The organism is Denitratisoma sp. (genome assembly GCA_032027165.1).
Taxonomy (GTDB): domain Bacteria; phylum Pseudomonadota; class Gammaproteobacteria; order Burkholderiales; family Rhodocyclaceae; genus Desulfobacillus.
On record JAVSMO010000001.1, the window covers coordinates 905,620 to 925,892 of the forward strand.

16 protein-coding genes and 3 tRNA genes are annotated in these 20,273 nt (G+C 64.6%); 12 read left to right on the top strand and 7 right to left on the bottom strand.

The genetic code is table 11. The features are described 5' to 3' along the window. Positions 1-70 precede the first annotated feature (70 nt). Positions 71-3,718: a PAS-domain containing protein gene (locus ROZ00_04320; GenBank protein ID MDT3735435.1), complete on the bottom strand. Its 3,648-nt coding sequence runs from the start codon at positions 3,716-3,718 to the stop codon at positions 71-73. Between the two features lie 116 nt (positions 3,719-3,834). Between ROZ00_04320 and ROZ00_04325 the strand changes: the two genes are divergently transcribed. Then, positions 3,835-4,404, top strand: coding sequence for a class I SAM-dependent methyltransferase (locus tag ROZ00_04325; protein ID MDT3735436.1), 570 nt, complete (start codon positions 3,835-3,837; stop codon positions 4,402-4,404). On the opposite strand, the gene mnmH is transcribed toward ROZ00_04325, so the two are convergent. Beyond that, positions 4,358-5,443, bottom strand: coding sequence for a tRNA 2-selenouridine(34) synthase MnmH (mnmH, locus tag ROZ00_04330; GenBank protein ID MDT3735437.1), 1,086 nt, complete (start codon positions 5,441-5,443; stop codon positions 4,358-4,360). The genes ROZ00_04325 and mnmH overlap by 47 nt on opposite strands. Between mnmH and selD the strand changes: the two genes are divergently transcribed. After that, positions 5,436-6,473 carry a selenide, water dikinase SelD gene (gene selD, locus ROZ00_04335; GenBank protein ID MDT3735438.1) on the top strand — a complete coding sequence of 346 codons (1,038 nt, stop codon included), beginning with the start codon at positions 5,436-5,438 and terminating at the stop codon, positions 6,471-6,473. The genes mnmH and selD overlap by 8 nt on opposite strands. Here the strand turns inward: selD and ROZ00_04340 are convergent. Continuing rightward, positions 6,466-7,071, bottom strand: a complete 606-nt coding sequence (locus tag ROZ00_04340; protein MDT3735439.1) for an arylesterase — start codon at positions 7,069-7,071, stop codon at positions 6,466-6,468. The two genes, selD and ROZ00_04340, sit on opposite strands and share 8 nt — an antisense overlap. Between ROZ00_04340 and ROZ00_04345 the strand changes: the two genes are divergently transcribed. Further along, entirely contained in the window at positions 7,058-7,747 is a 690-nt protein-coding gene (locus tag ROZ00_04345; protein ID MDT3735440.1) for an ABC transporter ATP-binding protein, read from the top strand. The genes ROZ00_04340 and ROZ00_04345 overlap by 14 nt on opposite strands. Here ROZ00_04345 and hpnE read toward each other — a convergent pair. From hpnE to hpnC, 3 genes are read right to left on the bottom strand one after another with little or no spacing between them, the layout of a single operon-like run. Next, positions 7,716-8,999: a hydroxysqualene dehydroxylase HpnE gene (gene hpnE, locus ROZ00_04350; protein ID MDT3735441.1), complete on the bottom strand. Its 1,284-nt coding sequence runs from the start codon at positions 8,997-8,999 to the stop codon at positions 7,716-7,718. The genes ROZ00_04345 and hpnE overlap by 32 nt on opposite strands. A 3-nt stretch (positions 9,000-9,002) precedes the next feature. Next, positions 9,003-9,836: a presqualene diphosphate synthase HpnD gene (gene hpnD / locus ROZ00_04355; GenBank protein MDT3735442.1), complete on the bottom strand. Its 834-nt coding sequence runs from the start codon at positions 9,834-9,836 to the stop codon at positions 9,003-9,005. 4 nt (positions 9,837-9,840) lie between these two features. Further along, complete coding sequence (hpnC, locus tag ROZ00_04360) at positions 9,841-10,650, bottom strand: squalene synthase HpnC (protein ID MDT3735443.1); 810 nt, start codon at positions 10,648-10,650, stop codon at positions 9,841-9,843. An 81-nt stretch (positions 10,651-10,731) separates the two neighbouring features. Here hpnC and ROZ00_04365 point away from each other — a divergent pair. The 9 genes from ROZ00_04365 to ROZ00_04405 all read left to right on the top strand — a co-directional run bounded on the left by ROZ00_04365 (position 10,732) and on the right by ROZ00_04405 (position 19,323). Then, positions 10,732-10,816 (top strand) — tRNA-Leu (locus tag ROZ00_04365). Between the two features lie 49 nt (positions 10,817-10,865). Next, entirely contained in the window at positions 10,866-12,170 is a 1,305-nt protein-coding gene (tig, locus tag ROZ00_04370) for a trigger factor (GenBank protein MDT3735444.1), read from the top strand. A 17-nt stretch (positions 12,171-12,187) separates the two neighbouring features. Then, the gene (gene clpP, locus ROZ00_04375; GenBank protein ID MDT3735445.1) at positions 12,188-12,829 is read left to right on the top strand and encodes an ATP-dependent Clp endopeptidase proteolytic subunit ClpP; all 642 of its coding nucleotides are present in this window, start codon (positions 12,188-12,190) and stop codon (positions 12,827-12,829) included. A gap of 34 nt (positions 12,830-12,863) precedes the next feature. After that, positions 12,864-14,129, top strand: a complete 1,266-nt coding sequence (gene clpX, locus ROZ00_04380; protein MDT3735446.1) for an ATP-dependent Clp protease ATP-binding subunit ClpX — start codon at positions 12,864-12,866, stop codon at positions 14,127-14,129. A gap of 109 nt (positions 14,130-14,238) precedes the next feature. After that, positions 14,239-16,650 (top strand): endopeptidase La, encoded by a 2,412-nt coding sequence (lon, locus tag ROZ00_04385; GenBank protein MDT3735447.1) that lies wholly within the window; start codon positions 14,239-14,241, stop codon positions 16,648-16,650. A gap of 177 nt (positions 16,651-16,827) precedes the next feature. Further along, positions 16,828-17,100 carry an HU family DNA-binding protein gene (locus tag ROZ00_04390; protein MDT3735448.1) on the top strand — a complete coding sequence of 91 codons (273 nt, stop codon included), beginning with the start codon at positions 16,828-16,830 and terminating at the stop codon, positions 17,098-17,100. Between the two features lie 42 nt (positions 17,101-17,142). Further along, positions 17,143-17,218, top strand: a tRNA-Val gene (locus ROZ00_04395). A 42-nt stretch (positions 17,219-17,260) separates the two neighbouring features. Beyond that, positions 17,261-17,337: transfer RNA gene (locus ROZ00_04400), tRNA-Asp, on the top strand. A gap of 72 nt (positions 17,338-17,409) precedes the next feature. Further along, on the top strand, positions 17,410-19,323 hold the full coding sequence (locus ROZ00_04405; GenBank protein MDT3735449.1) for a SurA N-terminal domain-containing protein: 1,914 nt from the start codon (positions 17,410-17,412) through the stop codon (positions 19,321-19,323). 89 nt (positions 19,324-19,412) lie between these two features. On the opposite strand, the gene fabI is transcribed toward ROZ00_04405, so the two are convergent. Further along, positions 19,413-20,213, bottom strand: a complete 801-nt coding sequence (gene fabI / locus ROZ00_04410) for an enoyl-ACP reductase FabI (GenBank protein ID MDT3735450.1) — start codon at positions 20,211-20,213, stop codon at positions 19,413-19,415. Between the last annotated feature and the right edge of the window lie 60 nt (positions 20,214-20,273).

Sequence of the window (20,273 nt, forward strand, 5' to 3'; positions counted from 1 at the left end):
GATTGGAAAATAGCATCCAACCGCCGGGGATACAAGGAACGGTGGCGACAGTCTGCTTGGCGGATTGTCATCAGGACAGGGTGAAGAAGAAGGCCGCACCCTGGCCGGGGCTGCTCTCGGCCCAGATGCGTCCGCCATGGCGGAGCAGGACGCGATGGGCAATGGCCAGGCCGATGCCGGTGCCCTCGAAGCGCTTCGGGTCGTGCAGGCGCTGGAAGGGCTTGAACAGCTTGTCGGCGTAGGCCATCTCGAAGCCCGCGCCGTTGTCCCGCACGCAATAGACCTTGCCGCGCCCACTGAGGTCGGCGGACAGTTCGATGCGGGCATCCTTCCGCTCCGCGGTGAATTTCCAGGCATTGCTCAGCAGGTTGTCGAGCAGGGCCTTCATCAGCACGGGGTCGGCGTTCACATGCAGGTCGGGCGCGATCTGCCAGTCGACCTTGCGCTGCGGGAACTGGTCCTCCAGGGATTCGCGGATCTCGTCCGCCAGGACGCTGAGGTCGACCGGAACCCGCCTCAGCTCCTGCCGGCTGACGCGGGCAAGGTCGAGCAGGTTGTCGATCAGTTCGCCCATGCGTTTGCTGGCGGCCCGGATGCGGGCAAGGTAGTTGAGGCCGTTCTCGTCGAACTTCTGAGCGTACTCCTCCTCGAGCAGGTGGCTGAATCCGTTCAGCGCACGCAGGGGGGCACGCAGGTCGTGGGAGACCGAATAGCTGAACGACTCGAGTTCCTGGTTGGAGGCCTCCAGTTCGGCGGTGCGCTCGTGAACGCGTCGCTCGAGAGTTTCGTTGAGCAGGAGTATCTCGGCTTCGGCGCGCTTGCGCGCGGTGATGTCGTCGAACATCACGAAGACCTTCTCCGCCACGGGGACACCGAAGATGGACATGGTCTTGACACTGCCGTCCTTGCAGGTGACCCGATATTCCCTGGCCTCGATTTCCTGGTTGAGCGCGATGGCCTTTTCGACGAGGCCCATCCACTGCGCGACGACTTCGCTGCGGTAGGTCTCGTCGGGGTAGGCCTTGACCCACCAGGCGCCCATGTCGGGGATGTCCTCGAGCTGGTAGCCGAAGGTGTCGATCGCCTTGCGGTTGATGAATTCGATCGTGCCGTCCATGCTGACGATCGCCATCGAAATGGGGCTCTGTTCGACGATGTGCCGGAAGCGGGCCTCGCTCCCGCGCAGCGCGGCTTCGGCCTGTCTGCGCGCTGAGATGTCCCGGATGACCGAGAGGATGGCGGGCCCATCCTCCAGCTCGATCGCCGTTGCGGAGCCTTCCACCGGAATCGTCGTGCCGTCGCTACGCCGGTATTCCTGTTCGGCCCAGGGCAGACGAAACGGCGCCGGTTCGGCCTCGACCCTGGCTATGCGCTGCCTGACCAGTTCGCGCGATTCGTCATGGATGAAGTCGAGCAGGTTGCGGTCGATGGCCTGATCGGCCGAATCCAGGCCCCACAGCCGCGCCGCCGCCGGATTGGCGAAAAGAATGATGTGGTTTCTGTGCACATAAACCGCGTCAGGCGAGAGTTCAATCAGCTGGCGGTAGCGCTGCTCCGAGCGTTTGAGCGCCGTCTGTGCGAGTTCCTGCTCGGTGACGTCGGTGTAGGTGGTGACGAAACCGCCGCCGGGCATGGGGTTGCCGCGCACCTCGATGACGCGACCATTGGGACGGGTGCGGCGGAAGCAGTGCGGCTGGAAGTTGCGGGCGCGCTCGACCATCTCCTGCACCTTCGTCTCGATATCGCAGGGTCCGTATTCTCCGCGCCGTGCGTTGAAGCGGGCGAAGTCGGCAAAGCTGGCGCCGCCGCCGGCCAGCGATTCGGGAAGGTCGAGCAACTCGCAGAATCGCTTGTTGAGCGCCGACATGTTGAGGTCGGCGTCGACGACGCTGATGCCCTGGTCCATCGCCTCCAGTGTGGCCTGCAGGATGGCCGTCTGGCGGGCCAGCGCGGCTTCCGCCTGCTTGCGTTCCGAGATATCGAGGCCTACCCCGATCAGGCCCGGACGGCCGTCCTCCAGTTCGATGCGCTCGCCGGTGAAGAAGAAGGGCCGCGCAGTGCCGTCCTTCGACTTGAAGCGGGCCTCGGCGGTAGTGGAGCCGTCGGCGAACACTTTGCCGATGCGCGACGCGATCAGTTCCCTGTCGCTGCCCTCGAAAAAATCGAGAGGATGCGCGGCGGACATGTCCTCGCTCGAGTAGCCGGCAATGGTCTCGAAGTTCCGGTTCCAGAGCAGGAAACGTCCATCCTGGCTGATCAGGTAGAAAATGCCGGGCACGGATTCGATCAGGCGCTGGCGGAAGTCCCGCTCGCGGCGGATTTCGGCGGCGATGCGTTCCTGCTCGGTGATGTCGGCGTAGGTGGTGACGAAGCCGCCGTCCGGGAGGGGGGTGCCGATGATTTCCAGCACCTTGCCGTCGGGTCGCGTGCGCTTGAGCCGGTGCGGCACGAAATGCCGGGCACGCTCGACGCGCTCGCGCACCTGCGCTTCGACGTCGCCGGGGCCGTATTCGCCGCGCTCGGCGTTGAAGCGGAAGACATCCTCGAGCGTCGTGCCCTCGTGGATGAGGGACGGCGGAAAGTCCAGCAGTTCGAGGAGGCGCCGGTTGTGTCCGATCAGCCTCAGGTCCGCGTCGACGACACTGATTCCCTGTGACATGGTCTCCAGAGTGGTACGCAGCACCTGGGTCATGTCCCTCGCCAGCCGGTGGGCGCGTTCGCGCGAGCGGGCCTGCACCAGGTAAAGCGCAGCCAGCAGGTGGCTGATGATCAATCCGCCGATCAGGACCAGGGCGGGCATGCCGCGGCCGGGCTGGCCGCGCAGCCACGCGGCATGGGCGTCGTAACTTACTTCCCAATTCCTGCCGCCGAACTCGATGGCGGTTTTCCGCGAGTACAGCGGCAGCCCTTCCACCGAGGTGCCGCCCTCGAAGACCGTCATGCGCGAGCCGGCGCTGCCGGGCTGGGACAGTCCGGCGTCCTCGACGTGGATGCGCACGCCGTCGACGTCGAGCCGGTGGAAGAAATCGCCGAATGCGGCATGGCTGTCGACCGTCAGTACGACGAAGCCTTCCAGGGCGGCACGGCGCTGCTCGACGCTGCCGACGGGCGCGCCATGGCGGTAGGCGGGGGCACGCAGGACCAGGCGAGGTGCGCCGTCGGGGCTTTGCACGACCTTGAACGGCGCCGAAATCTGGAAGCGACCGCTGTCCCGTGCCAGCCGGATGGCATCGACATTGCCGGCCTGAGTGCCTGCGTCATAGCCAAACGCCGCCAGATTGGCGGCCATGGGCTCGATGAACTCGATCACGACATAGTCCGGCCGGTTGCCTTCAGGCCGGATGCTGAAGGCGGGGTACCCCTTCGGGTCCAGGCTGCGGTCCTTGCGTACGCGTTCGGTGAAGGCGGCCTTGTCGCGGTGGCGGACATGACGCTGGAAGGACAGGGCCTGCAGGCCGGGAAGGCGCTGATTGAGCTGCAGGTTCTCGCTGTAGCGATGGAATTCTCGGCGATCGACCCTCTCTGAGGCGATGAACAGGCCTTGCAGGCCGAGAATCAGGTTGCGGAAGTCGTCCAGCCGCTTCTCAAGCTGGGCGAAGGCGGTTTCGGCGCTGGACTCGAAGCGTGCCCGGGCCTCGCGCGCCAGATGGTCCGAGAGCGCCCATGCTGCCAGACAGGAAATCAGCACCCCGGCCGCCAGCACGAGGCCTGCCGTCATGCGAGGAGACAAGCCGCCGCGGGGCGGATCTTGGTCTCGGATCTTGGCGGACAGTCCCTGCATGATCGCAGCTTATAATTTGCATTCGCCCCTGGCAACAGACGTTAACGTACTGAATGCGCGAGAACTTGAGCCACACGCATGCGGATGCCCCCTCCGACTGGGTGAGGCGTTGCGCCGTTCTGCTGCCCCGGGCGGCTGCGGTGCTGGATGTGGCCTGCGGCCGCGGCCGCCATGTGCGACTTCTGTCCGGCATGGGACATGCGGTCGAGGCCGTCGATCGGGATGCGGAGGCATTGGCCGGCCTGTCGGCCATTCCAGGCGTGACGATCCGCATGGCGGACCTGGAGAATGGTCCCTGGCCCTATGCGGGTCGGCGATTCGACGGCATCGTCGTGTCCAACTACCTGCACCGGCCGCTGTTCCCGCATCTCGTGGCGGCGCTGGCGGATGGCGGCGTACTCATCTATGAGACATTCATGCTGGGCAACGAGCGCTTCGGACGGCCGTCGAATCCGGACTTCCTGTTGCGCCCGAGCGAACTGATCGAGGTGTTCGGTACCACGCTCCAGATTGTCGCCTTCGAGCAGGGCGAGGTGGCCCGGCCCAAGCCTGCATGCGTGCAGCGCTTGTGCGCCGTCAGGGCTGAAGATCCGGCAAGGCTGCGTTTGCCAGAATCCGTCTAGCCAGGCTGTCCAGCCCTGCCGGCGAAAGGTCGTCGGTGGCATAGCGCGGCGCGTCGGCGAAAAATGCGTAGTTCCTGCCCTGCGAACGCTTGTAGAGCGGGTCGTAGTGCTTCTCCAGCAGTTCCCCCACCAGCGCCGGCCAGTCGCGCGCGTCGATGAGCGCATTCCACTGCGCCAGCGTTTCGCCGCTCTGCAGCTCGCGCAGGCAGGCGAGTTTTTCCTTGAGCGAGGCCGGGTCGGCGAGGAAGTAGTCGTAGTCGCCGATGAGGAAGGCGACGCGCGCCGGCAAAGTCGCCTCGAGGCGCAGGCAGGGGCCGGCGCGCATGGTCTCCAGCAGGGCGTCGGGCACCTGCAGCCGGCCGATCTTGCGGCTCTCCGCCTCGACATAGACGGGTTTGGAAAAAGTCAGTCCCTGCAGCACGGCGAGCAGGCGGCTCTCGAACATCTTCTGCGAGGGCTGCGGCTCATCCGGCAGGCCGCCCAGCACCGAGCCCTTGTGCGCGGCCAGCGCCTCCAGGTCGAGCACCTGTGCGCCCTGGGCGGCGAGCGTCTCGAGCAGGCGGCTCTTGCCGCTGCCGGTGGCGCCGGTGACGACGCGGAAGGCGAAGCGCCGCGGCAGATCGGCGAGCTGCTCGACAACGTGGCGGCGCCAGGACTTGTAGCCGCCGTCGAGAGCGCAGGCGTGCCAGCCGATCTGGCGCAGGACATGGGTCATGGCACCGCTGCGCTTGCCGCCGCGCCAGCAGTAGACCAGCGGCTTCCATTCGCGCGGCTTGTCGAGGAAGCGCGTCTCGATGTGCTCGGCGATGTGGCGGGCGACGAGGGCGGCGCCGATCTTCTTGGCGGCGAAGGGCGACTCCTGCTTGTAGACCGTGCCGACGCGGGCGCGCTCCTCGTTGGAGAGCACCGGGCAATTGACCGCGCCCGGCATATGGTCTTCGGCGTACTCGGCCGGCGAGCGCACGTCGATGATCTCGTCAAATTCGCCGGCCTGTGTTACGTTCGCGACACCCTGTATCTTCATCGTTTTCATGGACATCAAACTCACCCAATTCTCGCATGGCGGCGGTTGCGGCTGCAAAATCGCCCCGGCCGTGCTGACCGAACTGCTCGCCGACACGCCCTTGCGCGTCATGCCGAAGGAACTCATCGTCGGCACCGAGACCAGCGACGACGCAGCGGTGTACAAGCTCAACGAGGAGCAGGCCATCGTTGCCACGACGGACTTCTTCACGCCGATCGTCGACGATCCCTACGACTTCGGCCGCATCGCCGCGACCAACGCGATATCCGACATCTACGCCATGGGCGGCCGGCCGATCATGGCGCTGGCGGTGGTCGGCATGCCGCTCGACAAGCTGCCGACGGAGGTGATCCGCAAGATCCTCGCCGGCGGCGAGTCGGTCTGCGCAGAGGCCGGCATTCCCATCGCCGGCGGCCATTCCATCGACGTTCTGGAACCGATCTACGGCCTGGTGGCGCTGGGGCTGGTCCATCCGCAGCACGTCAAGCGCAACAGCGGCGCCAAGGCCGGCGATGTGCTCATCCTGGGCAAGCCGCTCGGCGTCGGCATCCTCTCCGCAGCGCTGAAGAAGGGCCTGCTGACGCCGGAGGGATACGCCACGATGATCCGCCACACGACGAAGCTCAACACGCCCGGCGCGCGGCTGGCCGGGCTGGACGGCGTGCATGCGCTGACCGACGTTACCGGCTTCGGCCTGGCCGGCCACCTGCTCGAGATCTGCCGCGGCTCGTCGTTGTCCGCCACGGTGCGCTTCGCCGACCTGCCGTTCATTCCCGAGGCGCTCGGCTTCGTCCAGGAAGGCATTTCCACCGGCGCGTCGACGCGCAACTGGAACGGCTACGGTTCGGACGTGGCGTTGCCGGCAGATGCGCCGGAGTGGCAGCAGAAGCTGCTCACCGACCCGCAGACCAGCGGCGGGCTGCTCGTCGCCTGCGCACCGGAAGCGGAACGGGCCGTGCTGGCCGAGCTGCAGGGCGCCGGCTTCGCCGAAGCGGCCGCCATCGGCCGCCTGGAAACCGGGCCCGCCCGCCTGCAGGTCATTTGAGTTGCGGCTTGAGGACCTTCCAGACGTTGTCGAGGATGATCGGTTGCGCTTCGGCAATGGGGTGAATGCCGTCAGGCTGGAAGAACTCCCGCTTCTCGGCCACACCCTCCAGCAGGAAGGGTACCAGGGACGACTTGTGGCGTTTGGCCAGTTCAGCATAGCTGCGCTCGAAGGCCCGCGTGTAGTCGATGCCGTAGTTCGGCGGCAGTTTCATTCCCACCAGCACGACGCGCGCCTTGCGCGCGCGGGCGGCGCCGATCATGGCATCCAGGTTTTCGCGCATGGCGGCGACAGGCAGGCCGCGCAGGCCGTCGTTGCCGCCCAGTGCGATGATCACCACCGCCGGGCGCGCCTGGTCGAGCGCGGCGCCGATGCGGCTGCGGCCGCCCGCGGTGGTGTCGCCGCTGATGCTGGCATTGACGACGCTATAATCCAGCCGCTGTTCGCGCAGGCGCTTCTCGAGCAGCGACGGCCAGGACTGTCCCTGGGCGAGGCCGTAACCGGCCGAGATGCTGTCGCCGACTACGAGGATATTGCCTGCCGCCTGCGCAGCGAACGAAAACAGAACAAAGATTCCGACAGAGATGAACTTCAGCATTGAACCCTCGGTACCCATGGTCGAAGCCGCCGCACTCGGCAAGGAAGTGCCGAGCGGCGACGATCGGCTGGTGATTCTGCACGAGATTTCCTTCCGGGTCATGGCCGGCGAGGCGGTGGCCATCGTCGGCGCTTCCGGTTCCGGGAAATCGACGCTGCTTGGACTGCTGGCCGGCCTGGATGTTCCGACGCAGGGGCGCGTGCTGCTCGGTGGCCGCGACCTCAATGCGCTGGACGAGGATGCGCGGGCGGAATTGCGCGGCGGCATGCTGGGCTTTGTCTTCCAGTCGTTCCAGTTGCTGCCGGCGCTGACCGCACTGGAGAATGTCATGCTGCCGCTGGAACTGGCCGGGCGCAGCGGCGCACGCGCCGACGCGGAGCAGATGCTGGGGCGGGTCGGCCTGGCACAGCGCCTCGGCCATTACCCGAAGCACCTCTCCGGCGGCGAACAGCAGCGCGTCGCCATCGCGCGGGCCTTCGCCGCGAAGCCGGGCCTGCTCCTGGCCGACGAGCCGACCGGCAACCTCGACGCCGCCACCGGCGCCGACATCATCGACCTGATGTTCGCCATGAACGCCGAGCTGGGCACGACGCTGGTGCTGGTGACGCACGACGAGGCCATCGCCCGCCGCTGCGGCCGCGTGCTCAAGCTGGGCAGCGGCCGGCTCGTGAGCTGACGAGGCGCGCGCAGGCGACGCCGCTGCGCACGGCCGCCTCCAGCGTCGCCGGGTAGTCCGAGGCGACGTAGTCCCCGCAAAGGTAGAAATCCGCCAGCGGCGTTTCGCCGGACGGTCGCCGCACGCCGGGTCGGCAGGCGAAAGTGGCGCGCTTCTCGACGATCACCTGCGTCCAGGCGGGCGCGGGCGCCTCGCCGACGACGCCGCACACTTCGGCGTGGATGCGCGCGGCGAGCGCCTCGTGCGACAGCTCGAGGTGCGGCCCGCGGGCGCTGGTGACGGCGGCGAGCACGTCGTCGGCATGCTGGAACAGGAAGTGCGCCGTGCCGCCGATGCCGACCATGCGGTCGGGCAGGCGCACCGGGCGGGGATAGCCGAGATAGGCGGTAAGGATCGGCTCGTAGTCGAATCGCGCGACGTCCTCCAGCACCGGCTGCAGCTGCGGCAGCGCCTCGGCGAGGCGCTGCAGGTGATAGGGCGCCACCGCGGCGACGACGCGGGAATAGCTGCGCCCGGAGGGGTCTCCTTCGAGGCGGAAGCCGTCGGCGTGCCGCGTGACGGCACGGACCGCCGTTCCGCGCAGCACCTCGCCGCCGCGTTCCTGCACGAAGCGCTCGGCCGGTTCCGGGAACAGGGCGGAGAAGTCCGTGCGCGGCAGCAGCAGGTCGCTGGCTTCGCGCGCCGCCGCCAGGCTGTCGCGCAGGACGTTGAGGAAGACCTGGGCGGAGGCTTCATGCGGCGGGGTGTTCAGCGCCGAGACGCAGAGCGGCTGCCACAGATAGCGAACCGTCGAAGCGTGCTGGCCATGCCGCGCCATCAACTCGGCGAAGGGGATGTCGAGACCGAGCCGGAAGCCGGCCTTCTTCATGGACTGCATGAAGCGCACGGCGGCGAGCCGGGCGCCGAAGGACAGGCCGCTCGCCGTGAGGAGGGCAGCCGCGAGGTGCAGGGGCGCCGGCAGGCGCGGTGCGCTGAGCCGCATGCGGCCCGGAAAGACCAGGTTGAGCGGCCGCCGCTCGAGCAGTTCGTCCGGATCGGCGCCGACGAGGCGCATCAGGCGAAGCAGCTCGGCATAGGCGCCGACCAGGATGTGCTGGCCGTTGTCGAGCCGATGGCCATGCGATTCGACGCGCCGTGCGCGGCCGCCCAGCGTGCGCGAGGCTTCGAACACCGTGACGGGAATGTCGCGCGAAGCCAGCTCGCTGGCTGCCGCCATGCCCGCATAGCCCGCGCCGATGATGGCGACCCTCATGACCTACTCTCTGACCCAGGTGCGCCAGGCGATCCACAGCTTGCGGATCGGCGTCAGTGCCATACGGCGGTCGAGGACGCGGCAGCCGTCGCGGCGGATTTCCCGCAACAGGGTGCGGTAGATCGCCGCCATGACCAGCCCCGGCCGCTGCGCGCGCCGGTCCTGCGCCGGCAGCTGGGCGAAGGCCTGCTCGTATTGCTGTTCGGCGCGCTCGATCTGGAATTCCATGAGGCGCCGGAAGGCGTCCGAGTAGCGCGCGTGGAGGATGTCCTCGGCCGGGACGCCGAAGCGCTCGAGTTCGTCGAGGGGCAGGTAGATGCGGCCGCGGCGGGCGTCCTCCCCGACGTCGCGGATGATGTTGGTGAGCTGGAAAGCGAGGCCGAGATCGTGGGCGTACTTGAGGGTGCGGCGGTCCTCATAGCCGAAGATTTCCGCGGCCAGCAGGCCGACCACGCTGGCGACGCGGTAGCAGTAGAGGTGCAGCGCCTTGAAGTCGGCATAACGGGCCTGCGACAGGTCCATCTCCATGCCGTCGATGATCTCGACGAGCAATTCCTGGGGCAGGCTGAAACTGCGCAGGGCGTCTGCCAGCGACCGCGTCACGGGATGGCTCGGCCGGCCGGCGTAGGTGCCGGCCAGTTCGGCACGCCACCAGGCCAGCTTGGTGCGGGCCAGTTGCGGGTCGGGGCATTCGTCGACGACATCGTCCACCTCTCGGCAGAAGGCGTAGAGGGCGGTGATGGCGCGGCGGCGCTCCGGCGGCAGAAAGAGGAAACTGTAGTAGAAGCTGGAGCCGCTCCCGGCGGCCTTGCGTCGGCAGTATTCGTCCGGGGCCATGCATTCACCCCGCTGCAGCATGAAGCAGGATGGCCGGCCAATCCCGTTTCGTGATGACCGGCCGCCGGCGAAAGACGTCGCCGCGCACGCGCTGAAGCTTGTCCAGTACGCGAAAGCCGCTGGCGATGATGAGCCGCAGCTCGAGGCCGATGCGGCCGGGCAGCACGTGCACGAGGGGACTGGCGGCCTCCATCATGCTGCGGGCGCGGTCGGTCTGGAAATCCATCATGGCTGCCCAGGCAGCGTCCCAGCGGCCCTCGGCGATCTGGGACTCTTTGATGCCGAAGCGCGCCAGTTCGTCCTGCGGCAGGTAGACGCGTCCCTTCTGCCAGTCGATCGCGATGTCCTGCCAGTGGTTGATGAGCTGCAGGCTGCTGCAGACGCCGTCCGACAGGGACTGACTTTTGGCGTCGTCGATCCCGTAGAGATGCAGCAGCAGCCGGCCGATCGGATCGGCGGAACGACGGCAGTAATCCATCAATTCTCCGAAACTGGCGTAGCGTTTCTTCACTACGTCCTGACTGAAGGCGTCGAGCAGGTCGCGGAACAGAGACATAGGCAGGTGGTGCTCCGCGACGGCCGGTCGCAGGCGCAGGAAAACCGGATCCTGCGTCGGCCGGCCGGCTTCAATGGCATCCAGTTCAGCCCGGTAGCGATCCAGCCCGGCCAGGCGCTCCCGGTCGGTGAGGGTACCTTCGTCGGCAATGTCGTCGGCGCTGCGGGCAAAGACATAGATGGCCTTGACCGGCTCGCGCAGGCGCGCAGGCAGCAGGAGCGATGCGACGGGGAAGTTCTCGTAATGGTCGGCCGACATTGGAAAATCCCGATTTGGCGGGTACTTGCGCCTCTTTTCGGGGTCGCCAGTATAGGGGGTAATGGGTTAGAATGACAGCACGCGAAGGTGGCGGAATTGGCAGACGCACTGGATTTAGGTTCCAGCGCCGCGAGGCGTGCGGGTTCAAATCCCGCCCTTCGCACCAGGCCGGCTGACTGCCCAGCACAACCAATTGATTCAACCTAGGATTTTTCATGCAGACCAACCCTCAACCCGCAAGCCCCCTGGAGCGCCGCATCGATATGACGGTGCCGATGGCGGATATTGAAAAAGACGTCGCCCAGCGCCTGAAGAAAATGGCGCGCACCGTGAAGATGCCGGGTTTCCGCCCGGGCAAGGTGCCCTTCAAGATGGTGGAGCAGCACTATGGCGCCCAGGCGCGCAATGAAGCCATTGGCGAAGCGGTCGAAAGAGCCTTCGGCAATGCCGTGCGCGAGCAGAACCTGCGCGTCGCCGGCTATCCTCGCATCGAGCCGAAGAGCGGTGAAGACGCCTCCAAGCTGGAGTTTTCCGCGGTGTTCGAGGTTTACCCCGAAGTGAAGCTGAACGGCATCGGCGACAAGAGCATCGAGCGACCCCAGCTCGAAGTGGGCGATGCTGAAGTCGACAAGACCGTGGAAGTGCTGCGCAAGCAGCGTACGACGTTTGCCCCGGCCGAGCGTGCGGCGGCCAAGGGTGACCGCGTCACCATCGACTTCACCGGCAAGCTGAACGGCGAGGTGTTCCAGGGTGGCCAGGCCACCGATTACCCGGTAGTTCTGGGCGAGGGGCGCATGCTGCCGGATTTCGAGAACGGCATTGCGGGCCTCAAGGCGGGCGAGAGCCGCACCTTCGACCTGACCTTTCCGGCCGACTACCAAGCGGGCGACCTCGCCGGCAAGACGGTCAGCTTCGACGTCACTGTGAAGGGCGTCGAGGCGCCGCAGCTGCCGGAAGTCGATGCGGAATTCGCCAAGTCCCTTGGCATCGAGGATGGCGACGTGGCGAAGATGCGCGCCGAAATTCGTTCGAACTTGGAAGGCGAAGTGAAAAAGCGCATCAAGGCACGCATCAAGGATCAGGCCATGCAGGCCCTGCTGGAGGCCAACCCGATGGAAGTGCCCAAGGCCTTGATCGAGCAGGAATCCGAATCGATGGCCGAGGCCGCCCGTCAAGATTTGGCGAATCGGGGCGTAGACATCAAGAACATGCCGGTCGACGCGACCTGGTTCACCGCCCAAGCCGAGCGCAGGGTCAAGCTGGGACTGATCATTGCCGAAGCGGTGAAGGAAAATGCCCTGCACGCGAAGCCCGAGCAGGTGCGCGCGCTGATCGACGAGCAGGCGCAGTCCTACGAGCAGCCGGAGGAGGTGGTGCGCTGGTACTACTCGCAACCGCAACGCCTGGCGCAGGTCGAGGCGCTGGCGATCGAGGAAAACGTGGTGAATTGGGTGGTGGCCAATGCCCGGAGCACGGACAAGGCGGCCTCTTTTGACGAACTGATGGGAAATGCGGCATGATGCCGTTCAAACCAAGCATGAGCTACGGCAACCGCAACGGGCAGCAGGATCAGTGGGATCCCCAGGCACTGGGCTTGGTTCCCATGGTGATCGAGCAGAGCGGGCGCGGCGAACGCGCTTACGACATCTATTCGCGCCTGCTCAAGGAGCGCGTCGTCTTCCTGGTCGGCCCGGTGAACGACGTCACGGCCAACCTGATCGTTGCCCAGCTGCTCTTCCTCGAGTCGGAAAATCCCGATAAGGACATCTATTTCTACATCAACTCGCCGGGCGGCTCCGTCTCGGCCGGCCTGGCCATCTACGACACCATGCAGTTCATCAAGCCGGACGTATCGACGCTGTGCGTCGGCCAGGCGGCGAGCATGGGCGCCTTCCTGCTCACGGCCGGCGCCAAGGGCAAGCGCTTCTGCTTGCCCAACTCGCGCGTGATGATCCACCAGCCGATGGGCGGTTTCCAGGGCCAGGCCTCGGACATCGAGATCCACGCCAAGGAAATCCTCTACCTGCGTTCGCGCCTGAACGAGATCATGGCCAAGCACACCGGCCAGCCGATCGAGCGCATCGAGCGCGACACCGACCGCGACAACTTCCTCTCGGGCGCTGAGGCGGTCGAGTACGGCCTGGTGGACAAGGTACTGACGAACCGCGCAGAAGCGTGATAAAAGCGCGCGGCGTAAGAATACGGAGACAGAGATGACGGAAAAGAAGACCCCGGGCGAAAAGCTCCTCTACTGTTCCTTCTGCGGCAAGAGCCAGCATGAGGTGCGCAAGCTCATCGCCGGGCCCTCCGTCTTCATCTGCGACGAATGCATCGAGCTGTGCAACGACATCATCCGGGACGAGATTGCCGCCGACCACGGCGGCAAGGGCGCCAAGGGCGAACTGCCGACGCCGAAGGAGATCTGCACCATCCTCGACCAGTACGTCATCGGCCAGGACCCGGCCAAGCGCATCCTGTCGGTCGCCGTCTATAACCATTACAAGCGCCTCAAGCATCTGTCGAAGAGCGATGAGGTGGAGCTGGCGAAGAGCAATATCCTGTTGATCGGCCCGACCGGCTCGGGCAAGACGCTGCTGGCGCAGACCCTGGCGCGCCTGCTCAACGTGCCTTTCGTCATGGCCGATGCGACGACGCTGACCGAGGCCGGCTACGTCGGCGAAGACGTGGAGAACATCATCCAGAAGCTGCTGCAGAAGTGCGACTACGAGGTCGAGAAGGCGCAGCAAGGCATCGTTTACATCGACGAGATCGACAAGATTTCGCGCAAGAGCGACAACCCGTCGATTACCCGCGACGTCTCGGGCGAAGGCGTGCAGCAGGCGCTGCTGAAGCTGATCGAAGGCACCATCGCCTCGGTGCCGCCGCAGGGCGGCCGCAAGCACCCGAACCAGGACTTCGTCCAGGTCGACACCACCAACATCCTGTTTGTCTGCGGCGGCGCCTTCGACGGCCTGGACAAGGTTATCCGCAACCGCACCGAGCAGGCCGGCATCGGCTTCGGCGCGGAGGTGAAGAGTCGCGACAGCAAGGACGTCACTGAAACCCTGCGCATGGTCGAACCGGAAGACCTCATCAAGTTCGGCCTGATCCCCGAGTTCGTCGGCCGTCTGCCGGTGGTGGCGACGCTGCACGAGTTGGACGAGGCGGCGCTGATGGAGATCCTCGTCGAGCCGAAGAATGCCCTCATCAAGCAGTACCAGAAGCTTTTCGCGATGGAGGGCGCCGAGCTAGAGGTCCGCCCCCAGGCGCTGCAGGCCATCGCTCGCCGGGCGCTCAAACGCAAGACCGGGGCGCGCGGTCTGCGCTCCATTCTCGAATCGGTTCTCCTCGATACCATGTATGAACTTCCCAACATGGAGAATGTCTCTAAGGTGGTGGTCGACGAGGGCATGATCGAGGGCACCTCGAAGCCGATCCTGATCTACGCCGACCAGCCCAAGGTGGCCGGCTCCAACTGATTGTTTCTGATGGCCTAACCGGTTTTCCTGGGCCCCCACTGAACTTCTTGAATTTCCTGCCGTTGATCCCCACATAGGTTCAACGGCTGTCTCTATAAAGGAAAACATCATGTCAAGCGCGCTTGACCTCCCCGCAGAACAAATTGAACTGCCGCTGCTTCCCCTCAGGGACGTGGTGGTTTTCCCCCACATGGTGATTCCGCTGTTCGTCGGGCGGCCGAAATCGATCAAGGCGCTGGAAACCGCCATGGAGGCGGGCAAGCACATCCTGCTCGTTGCGCAGAAATCGGCGGCCAAGGACGAGCCCGGCGTCGAGGACATGTACGAGATCGGCTGCGTCGCCAACATTCTGCAGATGCTCAAGCTGCCCGATGGCACAGTGAAGGTGCTGGTCGAAGGCGGCCAGCGCGCCCGCATCGAACGTGTTGTGGATCAGCGCAGCATGTTCTCCGCGACGGTCATGCCCTTGCCGGCCGACGAACGGACGACGCACGAGGTCGAAGCCATGCGCCGGGCCATCATTGCCCAGTTCGACCAGTACGTGAAACTCAACAAGAAGATCCCCCCGGAAATCCTCACCTCCCTGGCCGGCATAGAGGAGGCCGGACGCCTGGCCGACACCATTGCCGCCCATCTGCCGCTCAAGCTCGAGCAGAAGCAGGAAATCCTCGAGATCTTCGACGTCGGCGGCCGGCTGGAGAAGCTGCTCTCGCAGCTCGAGACCGAGCTCGACATCCTGCAGGTCGAAAAGCGCATCCGCGGCCGCGTCAAGCGCCAGATGGAGAAGAGCCAGCGCGAGTACTACCTGAACGAACAGGTCAAGGCCATCCAGAAGGAACTTGGCGAGGGCGAGGAAGGTGCCGACCTCGACGAGATGGAGAAAAAGATCAAGACGGCCGGCATGAGCAAGGAGGCGCAGAACAAGGCGCTCGCCGAGCTGAAGAAGCTGCGCCTGATGTCGCCCATGTCCGCCGAGGCGACAGTGGTGCGCAACTTCATCGAGACGCTGACCAACCTGCCCTGGAAGAAGAAGAGCCGCATCAGCAAGGATCTAACCGTCGCCGAGAAGGTTCTGGAGAAGGATCACTACGGCCTGGAGAAGGTCAAGGAGCGCATTCTCGAGTATCTGGCGGTGCAGCAGCGCGTAGACAAGCTGAAAGCGCCGATCCTCTGCCTGGTTGGCCCTCCGGGCGTCGGCAAGACCTCGCTCGGCCAGTCGATTGCCCGCGCAACCAACCGCAAGTTCGTGCGCATGTCCGTGGGCGGCGTGCGCGACGAGGCGGAGATCCGTGGCCATCGCCGCACCTACATCGGCTCCATGCCGGGCAAGATACTGCAGAACATGACCAAGGTTGCCGTGAAGAACCCGCTCTTCCTGCTCGACGAGGTCGACAAGATGGGCCAGGACTTCCGCGGCGATCCGAGTTCGGCCCTGCTGGAAGTGCTCGATCCGGAACAGAATTCCACCTTCGTTGACCATTATGTCGAGGTCGAATACGACCTGTCAGACGTAATGTTCGTCGCCACTGCCAACACCCTGAACATTCCGGCGCCGTTGCTGGACCGCATGGAGGTGATCCGCCTCTCGGGCTACACCGAGGACGAGAAGGTGAACATCTCGCAGCGCTACCTGTTGCCCAAGCAGCTGAAGAACAACGGCGTGAAGAAGGAAGAATTGTCCGTCACCGAGGATGCGCTGCGCGACATCGTGCGCTATTACACGCGCGAGGCCGGTGTGCGCAGCATGGAACGTGAAATCTCCAAGATCTGCCGCAAGGTGGTGAAATCCCTGGTGCTGAAGAAGCGCCACAGCAAGGTCGTGGTGAACGCCCGCAATCTCGACAAGTATCTCGGCGTACGCAAATACACCTTCGGCATGGCCGAGAAGGAGAATCAGGTCGGCCAGGTCACCGGCCTGGCCTGGACCGAGGTCGGCGGCGAACTGCTCACCATCGAGGCGGTGGTGCTGCCCGGCAAGGGCAAGACCATGACGACCGGCAAGCTCGGCGAGGTGATGCAGGAGTCGATACAGGCGGCGCTGTCGGTGGTGCGCAAGCGTTCCAGGGCGCTCGGCATCTCGGAGGACTTTTACCAGAAGAGCGATATCCACATCCATCTGCCGGAAGGAGCGACGCCGAAGGACGGCCCGAGCGCCGGCATTGCGATCTCGACGGCGCTTGTCTCGATCCTGACCGGCATTCCCGTGCGTGCCGATGTTGCCATGACCGGCGAAATCACGTTGCGCGGGGAAGTGCTGCCGATCGGAGGGCTGAAGGAGAAGCTTCTCGCTGCAGTGCGTGGTGGCATTCGCACTGCGCTGATTCCTGAGGAAAACGTCAAGGACCTGGTCGACATTCCGGAGAACATCAAGAATGCGATCGAGATTGTTCCGGTGAAGTGGATCGATCAGGTGCTGGAACTGGCGCTCGAACGCAAGCCCGAGCCGTTGCCAGAGTCGGCCGATGTGGCTGCCGTAGCGTCGGGCGAGGCAGCGGCCGCTTCGAATCTGATTACGCACTGAATCCATTCGACTACACGCATGCATTGCCGCAGCCGCGGCAATGCATGCGCACGTTTGCGTCTTCACATCTGCGCCCCCATCCGAAAGTCGCTTGACACGAGGTTTTTCGGCTTGCTATAAAGCGCCTTCGCCTTTCATTGTTTGTCATTCATCAATCCAGAGTCAGAGGGGGCCTTTGTGAACAAGTCAGAACTCATCGATCAGATCGCCAAGTCGGCCGATATTTCCAAAGCGGCTGCCGGCCGGGCGCTGGACGCCACCGTGGGCGCGATCAGGACCTCCCTGAAGAAGGGAGGCATGGTGACGCTGGTCGGTTTTGGAACGTTTTACGTGGGCAAGCGTGCGGCGCGCAGCGGCCGCAATCCGCGCACCGGCGCGATGATCAAGATCAAGGCTGCACGCGTGCCGAAGTTTCGTGCTGGAAAAGCGCTGAAAGATGCGGTAAACTAGCGCGCTTTTGCTGGGTCGCGTGGCGCGGACGGCGAAGCATGCGGGTGCTTAGCTCAGCTGGTAGAGCGTCGCCCTTACAAGGCGAATGTCGGCGGTTCGATCCCGTCAGCACCCACCAGTCAGGATGAGTGACGGTTCTGGCTTGCAGCAACAGGATTCAGGAGTGGTAGTTCAGTTGGTTAGAATACCGGCCTGTCACGCCGGGGGTCGCGGGTTCGAGTCCCGTCCACTCCGCCAAAATCGGAAAAAAGGCGAACGCGAGTTCGCCTTTTTTTCTATCTTCCCCACGTTTGAATACGGTGGCCGAGCATGTTCGACGCGGTACGCAACAACAAACGGATCGTCCAGGGCTTTCTGGTCCTGATCACGCTGCCCTTCGCTTTCTGGGGCGTGGATTCCTATTTCCGCAGCGGTGGCGGCTCAAGTGAAATGGCCACTGTCGGCGGGAGTCCAATTTCGCGCCAGGAATTCGCCCAGGCCGTGCGGGACCAGCAGGAACGGCTGCGCGCCCAAATGGGAGGCGATTTCAATCCCGCCATGCTGGAGACGCCGGAAGCGCGCCAGGCCATGCTCGACTCGCTGATCACCCAGCGCCTGCTGCTACTGCATGCGACCAAATCGGGCCTGACGGCCAGTGATGCGCAGCTGATCGAAGTCATCAGCTCGATTCCGGCGCTGCAGGAAGACGGCAAGTTCTCAAGGCGGCGTTATGAGCAAGCGCTTCGCGCCCAGGGTTTGACGCAAGCCGGTTTCGAAGCCAAGCTGCGCCAGGATCTGACGCTGCAGCAGCTGGTGCAGGCGGTTTCCGACACCGCCGTCATTTCAAATGCCGCGGCTGAACGGGTGATCGCGATCCAACTCGAGGAACGCCAGGTGAGCGAGGCGGCGATCCGGCCGGAACAGTATGCCGCACAGGTCAAATTGTCTGCCGAAGCTGTCAAGGATTACTACGAAAAGAACCGCAAGCTTTTCGAGATACCGCAACAGATCCGCGCGGAGTTCGTCGTGCTGAGTCGTGAAGCCCTGATGGAGCAGACCGCGGTCAGCGCGGAGGAGATCAAGGCCGCCTATGAGAAAAACGCCAAGAATTTCGTGACGCAGGAGGAGCGCCGCGCCAGCCACATCCTCATCCAGGCCCCGGCGGATGCGCCCGAGGCGGAATTGAAGGCCGCCCGCGCGAAGACCGACGCGATTCTCCAGCAGGTGAATAGAAATCCGGCAGACTTTGCCAAGCTGGCCAAGGAACACTCGCAGGATCCGGGATCGGGCCCGAAGGGCGGCGACCTCGGCTTTTTTCCGCGCGGCGCGATGGTCAAGCCGTTCGAGGATGCCGTATTTTCGTTGAAAGAGAATCAGGTCAGCGGTGTGGTGCGCAGCGAGTTCGGCTTCCACATCATCCGGCTGACCGGCATCAAGCCCGGCAAGGTGCGCAGCCTCGAGGAGGCACGCGATTCAATCGCTGCTGAACTCAAGCTCCAGGCGGCAGGCCGGAAGTTCGCAGAGGCTGCGGAGACCTTCTCGAATATGGTGTATGAACAATCGGACAGCCTGCAACCGGCCGCTGAGAAATTCAAGTTGTCGATTCGGCAGACCGGCTTCTTCGATCAGGGTAATCGCGCTGCGGCGGGGCCGTTGGCTGGCAACGATAAGCTGTTCGCAGCCCTGTTTTCCGACGATGCCTTGAAGAACAGGCGCAACACGGATGCCGTCGAGGTGGCGCCGAATACCCTGGTTGCTGCGCGTGTGATGGAGGTGCGCCCGGCCGAACTGCGGTCGTTCGAATCGGTCAAGGGCGACATAGAAAGAAAGTTGATTGCGGAGGAGACGGCCCGCCTGGCGCAGAAGGACGGCGAAGAGAAGCTCGCCCGGCTGCAGCGGGGCGAGGCAGTTGTGCTCGCCTGGGGACAGCCGCAGTCGGTCATGCGGTCGCCGATGCGCGGCCTGTCGCCGGAGGCGCAGCGAGTGATTTTCGCCGCTCCTGCCGGCAAGCTGCCCGCTTACGCTGGAATCGGACTGCCCAACGGCGCTTATGTCGTGTATCGCATTTCGCAGGTCCGTTCCGGTGCTGGGAAAGGCGGGGATGACCAGCGGGCGCAAATGCAGCGGGCGCAACTCGCACAACTGTCGGGCGCCGAGGACTTCAATGCCTATCTGGCAGCGTTGCAGCAACGTTACGGGGTCAAGATCAACAAGGCGGCGCTGGCGAAAGGCGACGGAGAATAGGGTCCGGCGACGGACTTGCCGTGTGCCTGAGTGGCACGGAACGAAAACGGGCTGCCGCGGCAGCCCGTTTTCGTTCCGGCGAAGCGTTGCTACTGCGGCAGGGGATCGGGATTGCCCAAGGCTGTGGTGTTGAGGCCGCCGTCGACGTAGAGAATCTCGCCGGTGATGCCGCTGGCGAGGTCGGAGAGCAAGAATGCGGCCGCATTGCCGACTTCCTCGATGGTGACGTTCCGTCGTAACGGCGCGTGGTGCGCATTGTAGGCGAGCAGCTTGCCGAAGTTGCCGATGCCTGAGGCGGCGAGCGTCTTGATCGGTCCGGCCGAAATGGCGTTGGCACGGATGCCCTGCGGACCCAGGCAGAAGGCCAGGTAGCGCGTGCCTGCCTCGAGGCTGGCCTTGGCCAGGCCCATGGTGTTGTAGTTGGGTAGGGTGCGTTCGGCACCGAGGTAGGACAGGCACAGCAACGAGGGATGACGGCCCTTCAGCAGCATCGGCCGGGCCGCCTTGGCCAGAGCTGGGAAGCTATAGGAGGAGACGTCATGGGCGATGCGGAAAGCGTCGCGAGTAATGCCTTCGAGGAAATCGCCCTCGATGGCCTCACTCGGTGCAAAAGCGATGGAGTGAACCAGCCCCTCCAGCCCGTCCCAGTGCTTGCCGAGTTCGGCGAAGAGCGCATCGATCTGCATGTCTTCCGCCACATCGCAGGGGAAGATCAGCTTGCTGCCGAATTCATCGGCGAATTTGGCAATGCGTTCCTTGAATCGGTCGTTCTGGTAGGTGAAGGCCAGTTCGGCGCCCTCGCGATGGCAGGCCTTGGCAATGCCATAGGCGATCGAGCGGTTGGATAGCAGGCCGGTGATGAGGATGCGTTTTCCTGCGAGGAAGCCCATCGTCGAATCCCGTAAAAATGACCGCGTGTTTATGAAAATGACCGCGCAATTATAGCGGAG

Bases quoted from the DNA above. Each gene is read 5' to 3' on its own strand.
- hpnD (MDT3735442.1), bottom strand. From the start codon at position 9,836: ATGGCCCCGGACGAATACTGCCGACGCAAGGCCGCCGGGAGCGGCTCC.
- ROZ00_04405 (MDT3735449.1), top strand. From the start codon at position 17,410: ATGTTCGACGCGGTACGCAACAACAAACGGATCGTCCAGGGCTTTCTG.
- tig (MDT3735444.1), top strand. From the start codon at position 10,866: ATGCAGACCAACCCTCAACCCGCAAGCCCCCTGGAGCGCCGCATCGAT.
- hpnC (MDT3735443.1), bottom strand. From the start codon at position 10,650: ATGTCGGCCGACCATTACGAGAACTTCCCCGTCGCATCGCTCCTGCTG.
- ROZ00_04345 (MDT3735440.1), top strand. From the start codon at position 7,058: ATGAACTTCAGCATTGAACCCTCGGTACCCATGGTCGAAGCCGCCGCA.
- fabI (MDT3735450.1), bottom strand. From the start codon at position 20,213: ATGGGCTTCCTCGCAGGAAAACGCATCCTCATCACCGGCCTGCTATCC.
- hpnE (MDT3735441.1), bottom strand. From the start codon at position 8,999: ATGAGGGTCGCCATCATCGGCGCGGGCTATGCGGGCATGGCGGCAGCC.
- ROZ00_04320 (MDT3735435.1), bottom strand. From the start codon at position 3,718: ATGACGGCAGGCCTCGTGCTGGCGGCCGGGGTGCTGATTTCCTGTCTG.
- mnmH (MDT3735437.1), bottom strand. From the start codon at position 5,443: ATGTCCATGAAAACGATGAAGATACAGGGTGTCGCGAACGTAACACAG.
- lon (MDT3735447.1), top strand. From the start codon at position 14,239: ATGTCAAGCGCGCTTGACCTCCCCGCAGAACAAATTGAACTGCCGCTG.
- clpP (MDT3735445.1), top strand. From the start codon at position 12,188: ATGAGCTACGGCAACCGCAACGGGCAGCAGGATCAGTGGGATCCCCAG.
- ROZ00_04325 (MDT3735436.1), top strand. From the start codon at position 3,835: ATGCGCGAGAACTTGAGCCACACGCATGCGGATGCCCCCTCCGACTGG.
- clpX (MDT3735446.1), top strand. From the start codon at position 12,864: ATGACGGAAAAGAAGACCCCGGGCGAAAAGCTCCTCTACTGTTCCTTC.
- selD (MDT3735438.1), top strand. From the start codon at position 5,436: ATGGACATCAAACTCACCCAATTCTCGCATGGCGGCGGTTGCGGCTGC.
- ROZ00_04340 (MDT3735439.1), bottom strand. From the start codon at position 7,071: ATGCTGAAGTTCATCTCTGTCGGAATCTTTGTTCTGTTTTCGTTCGCT.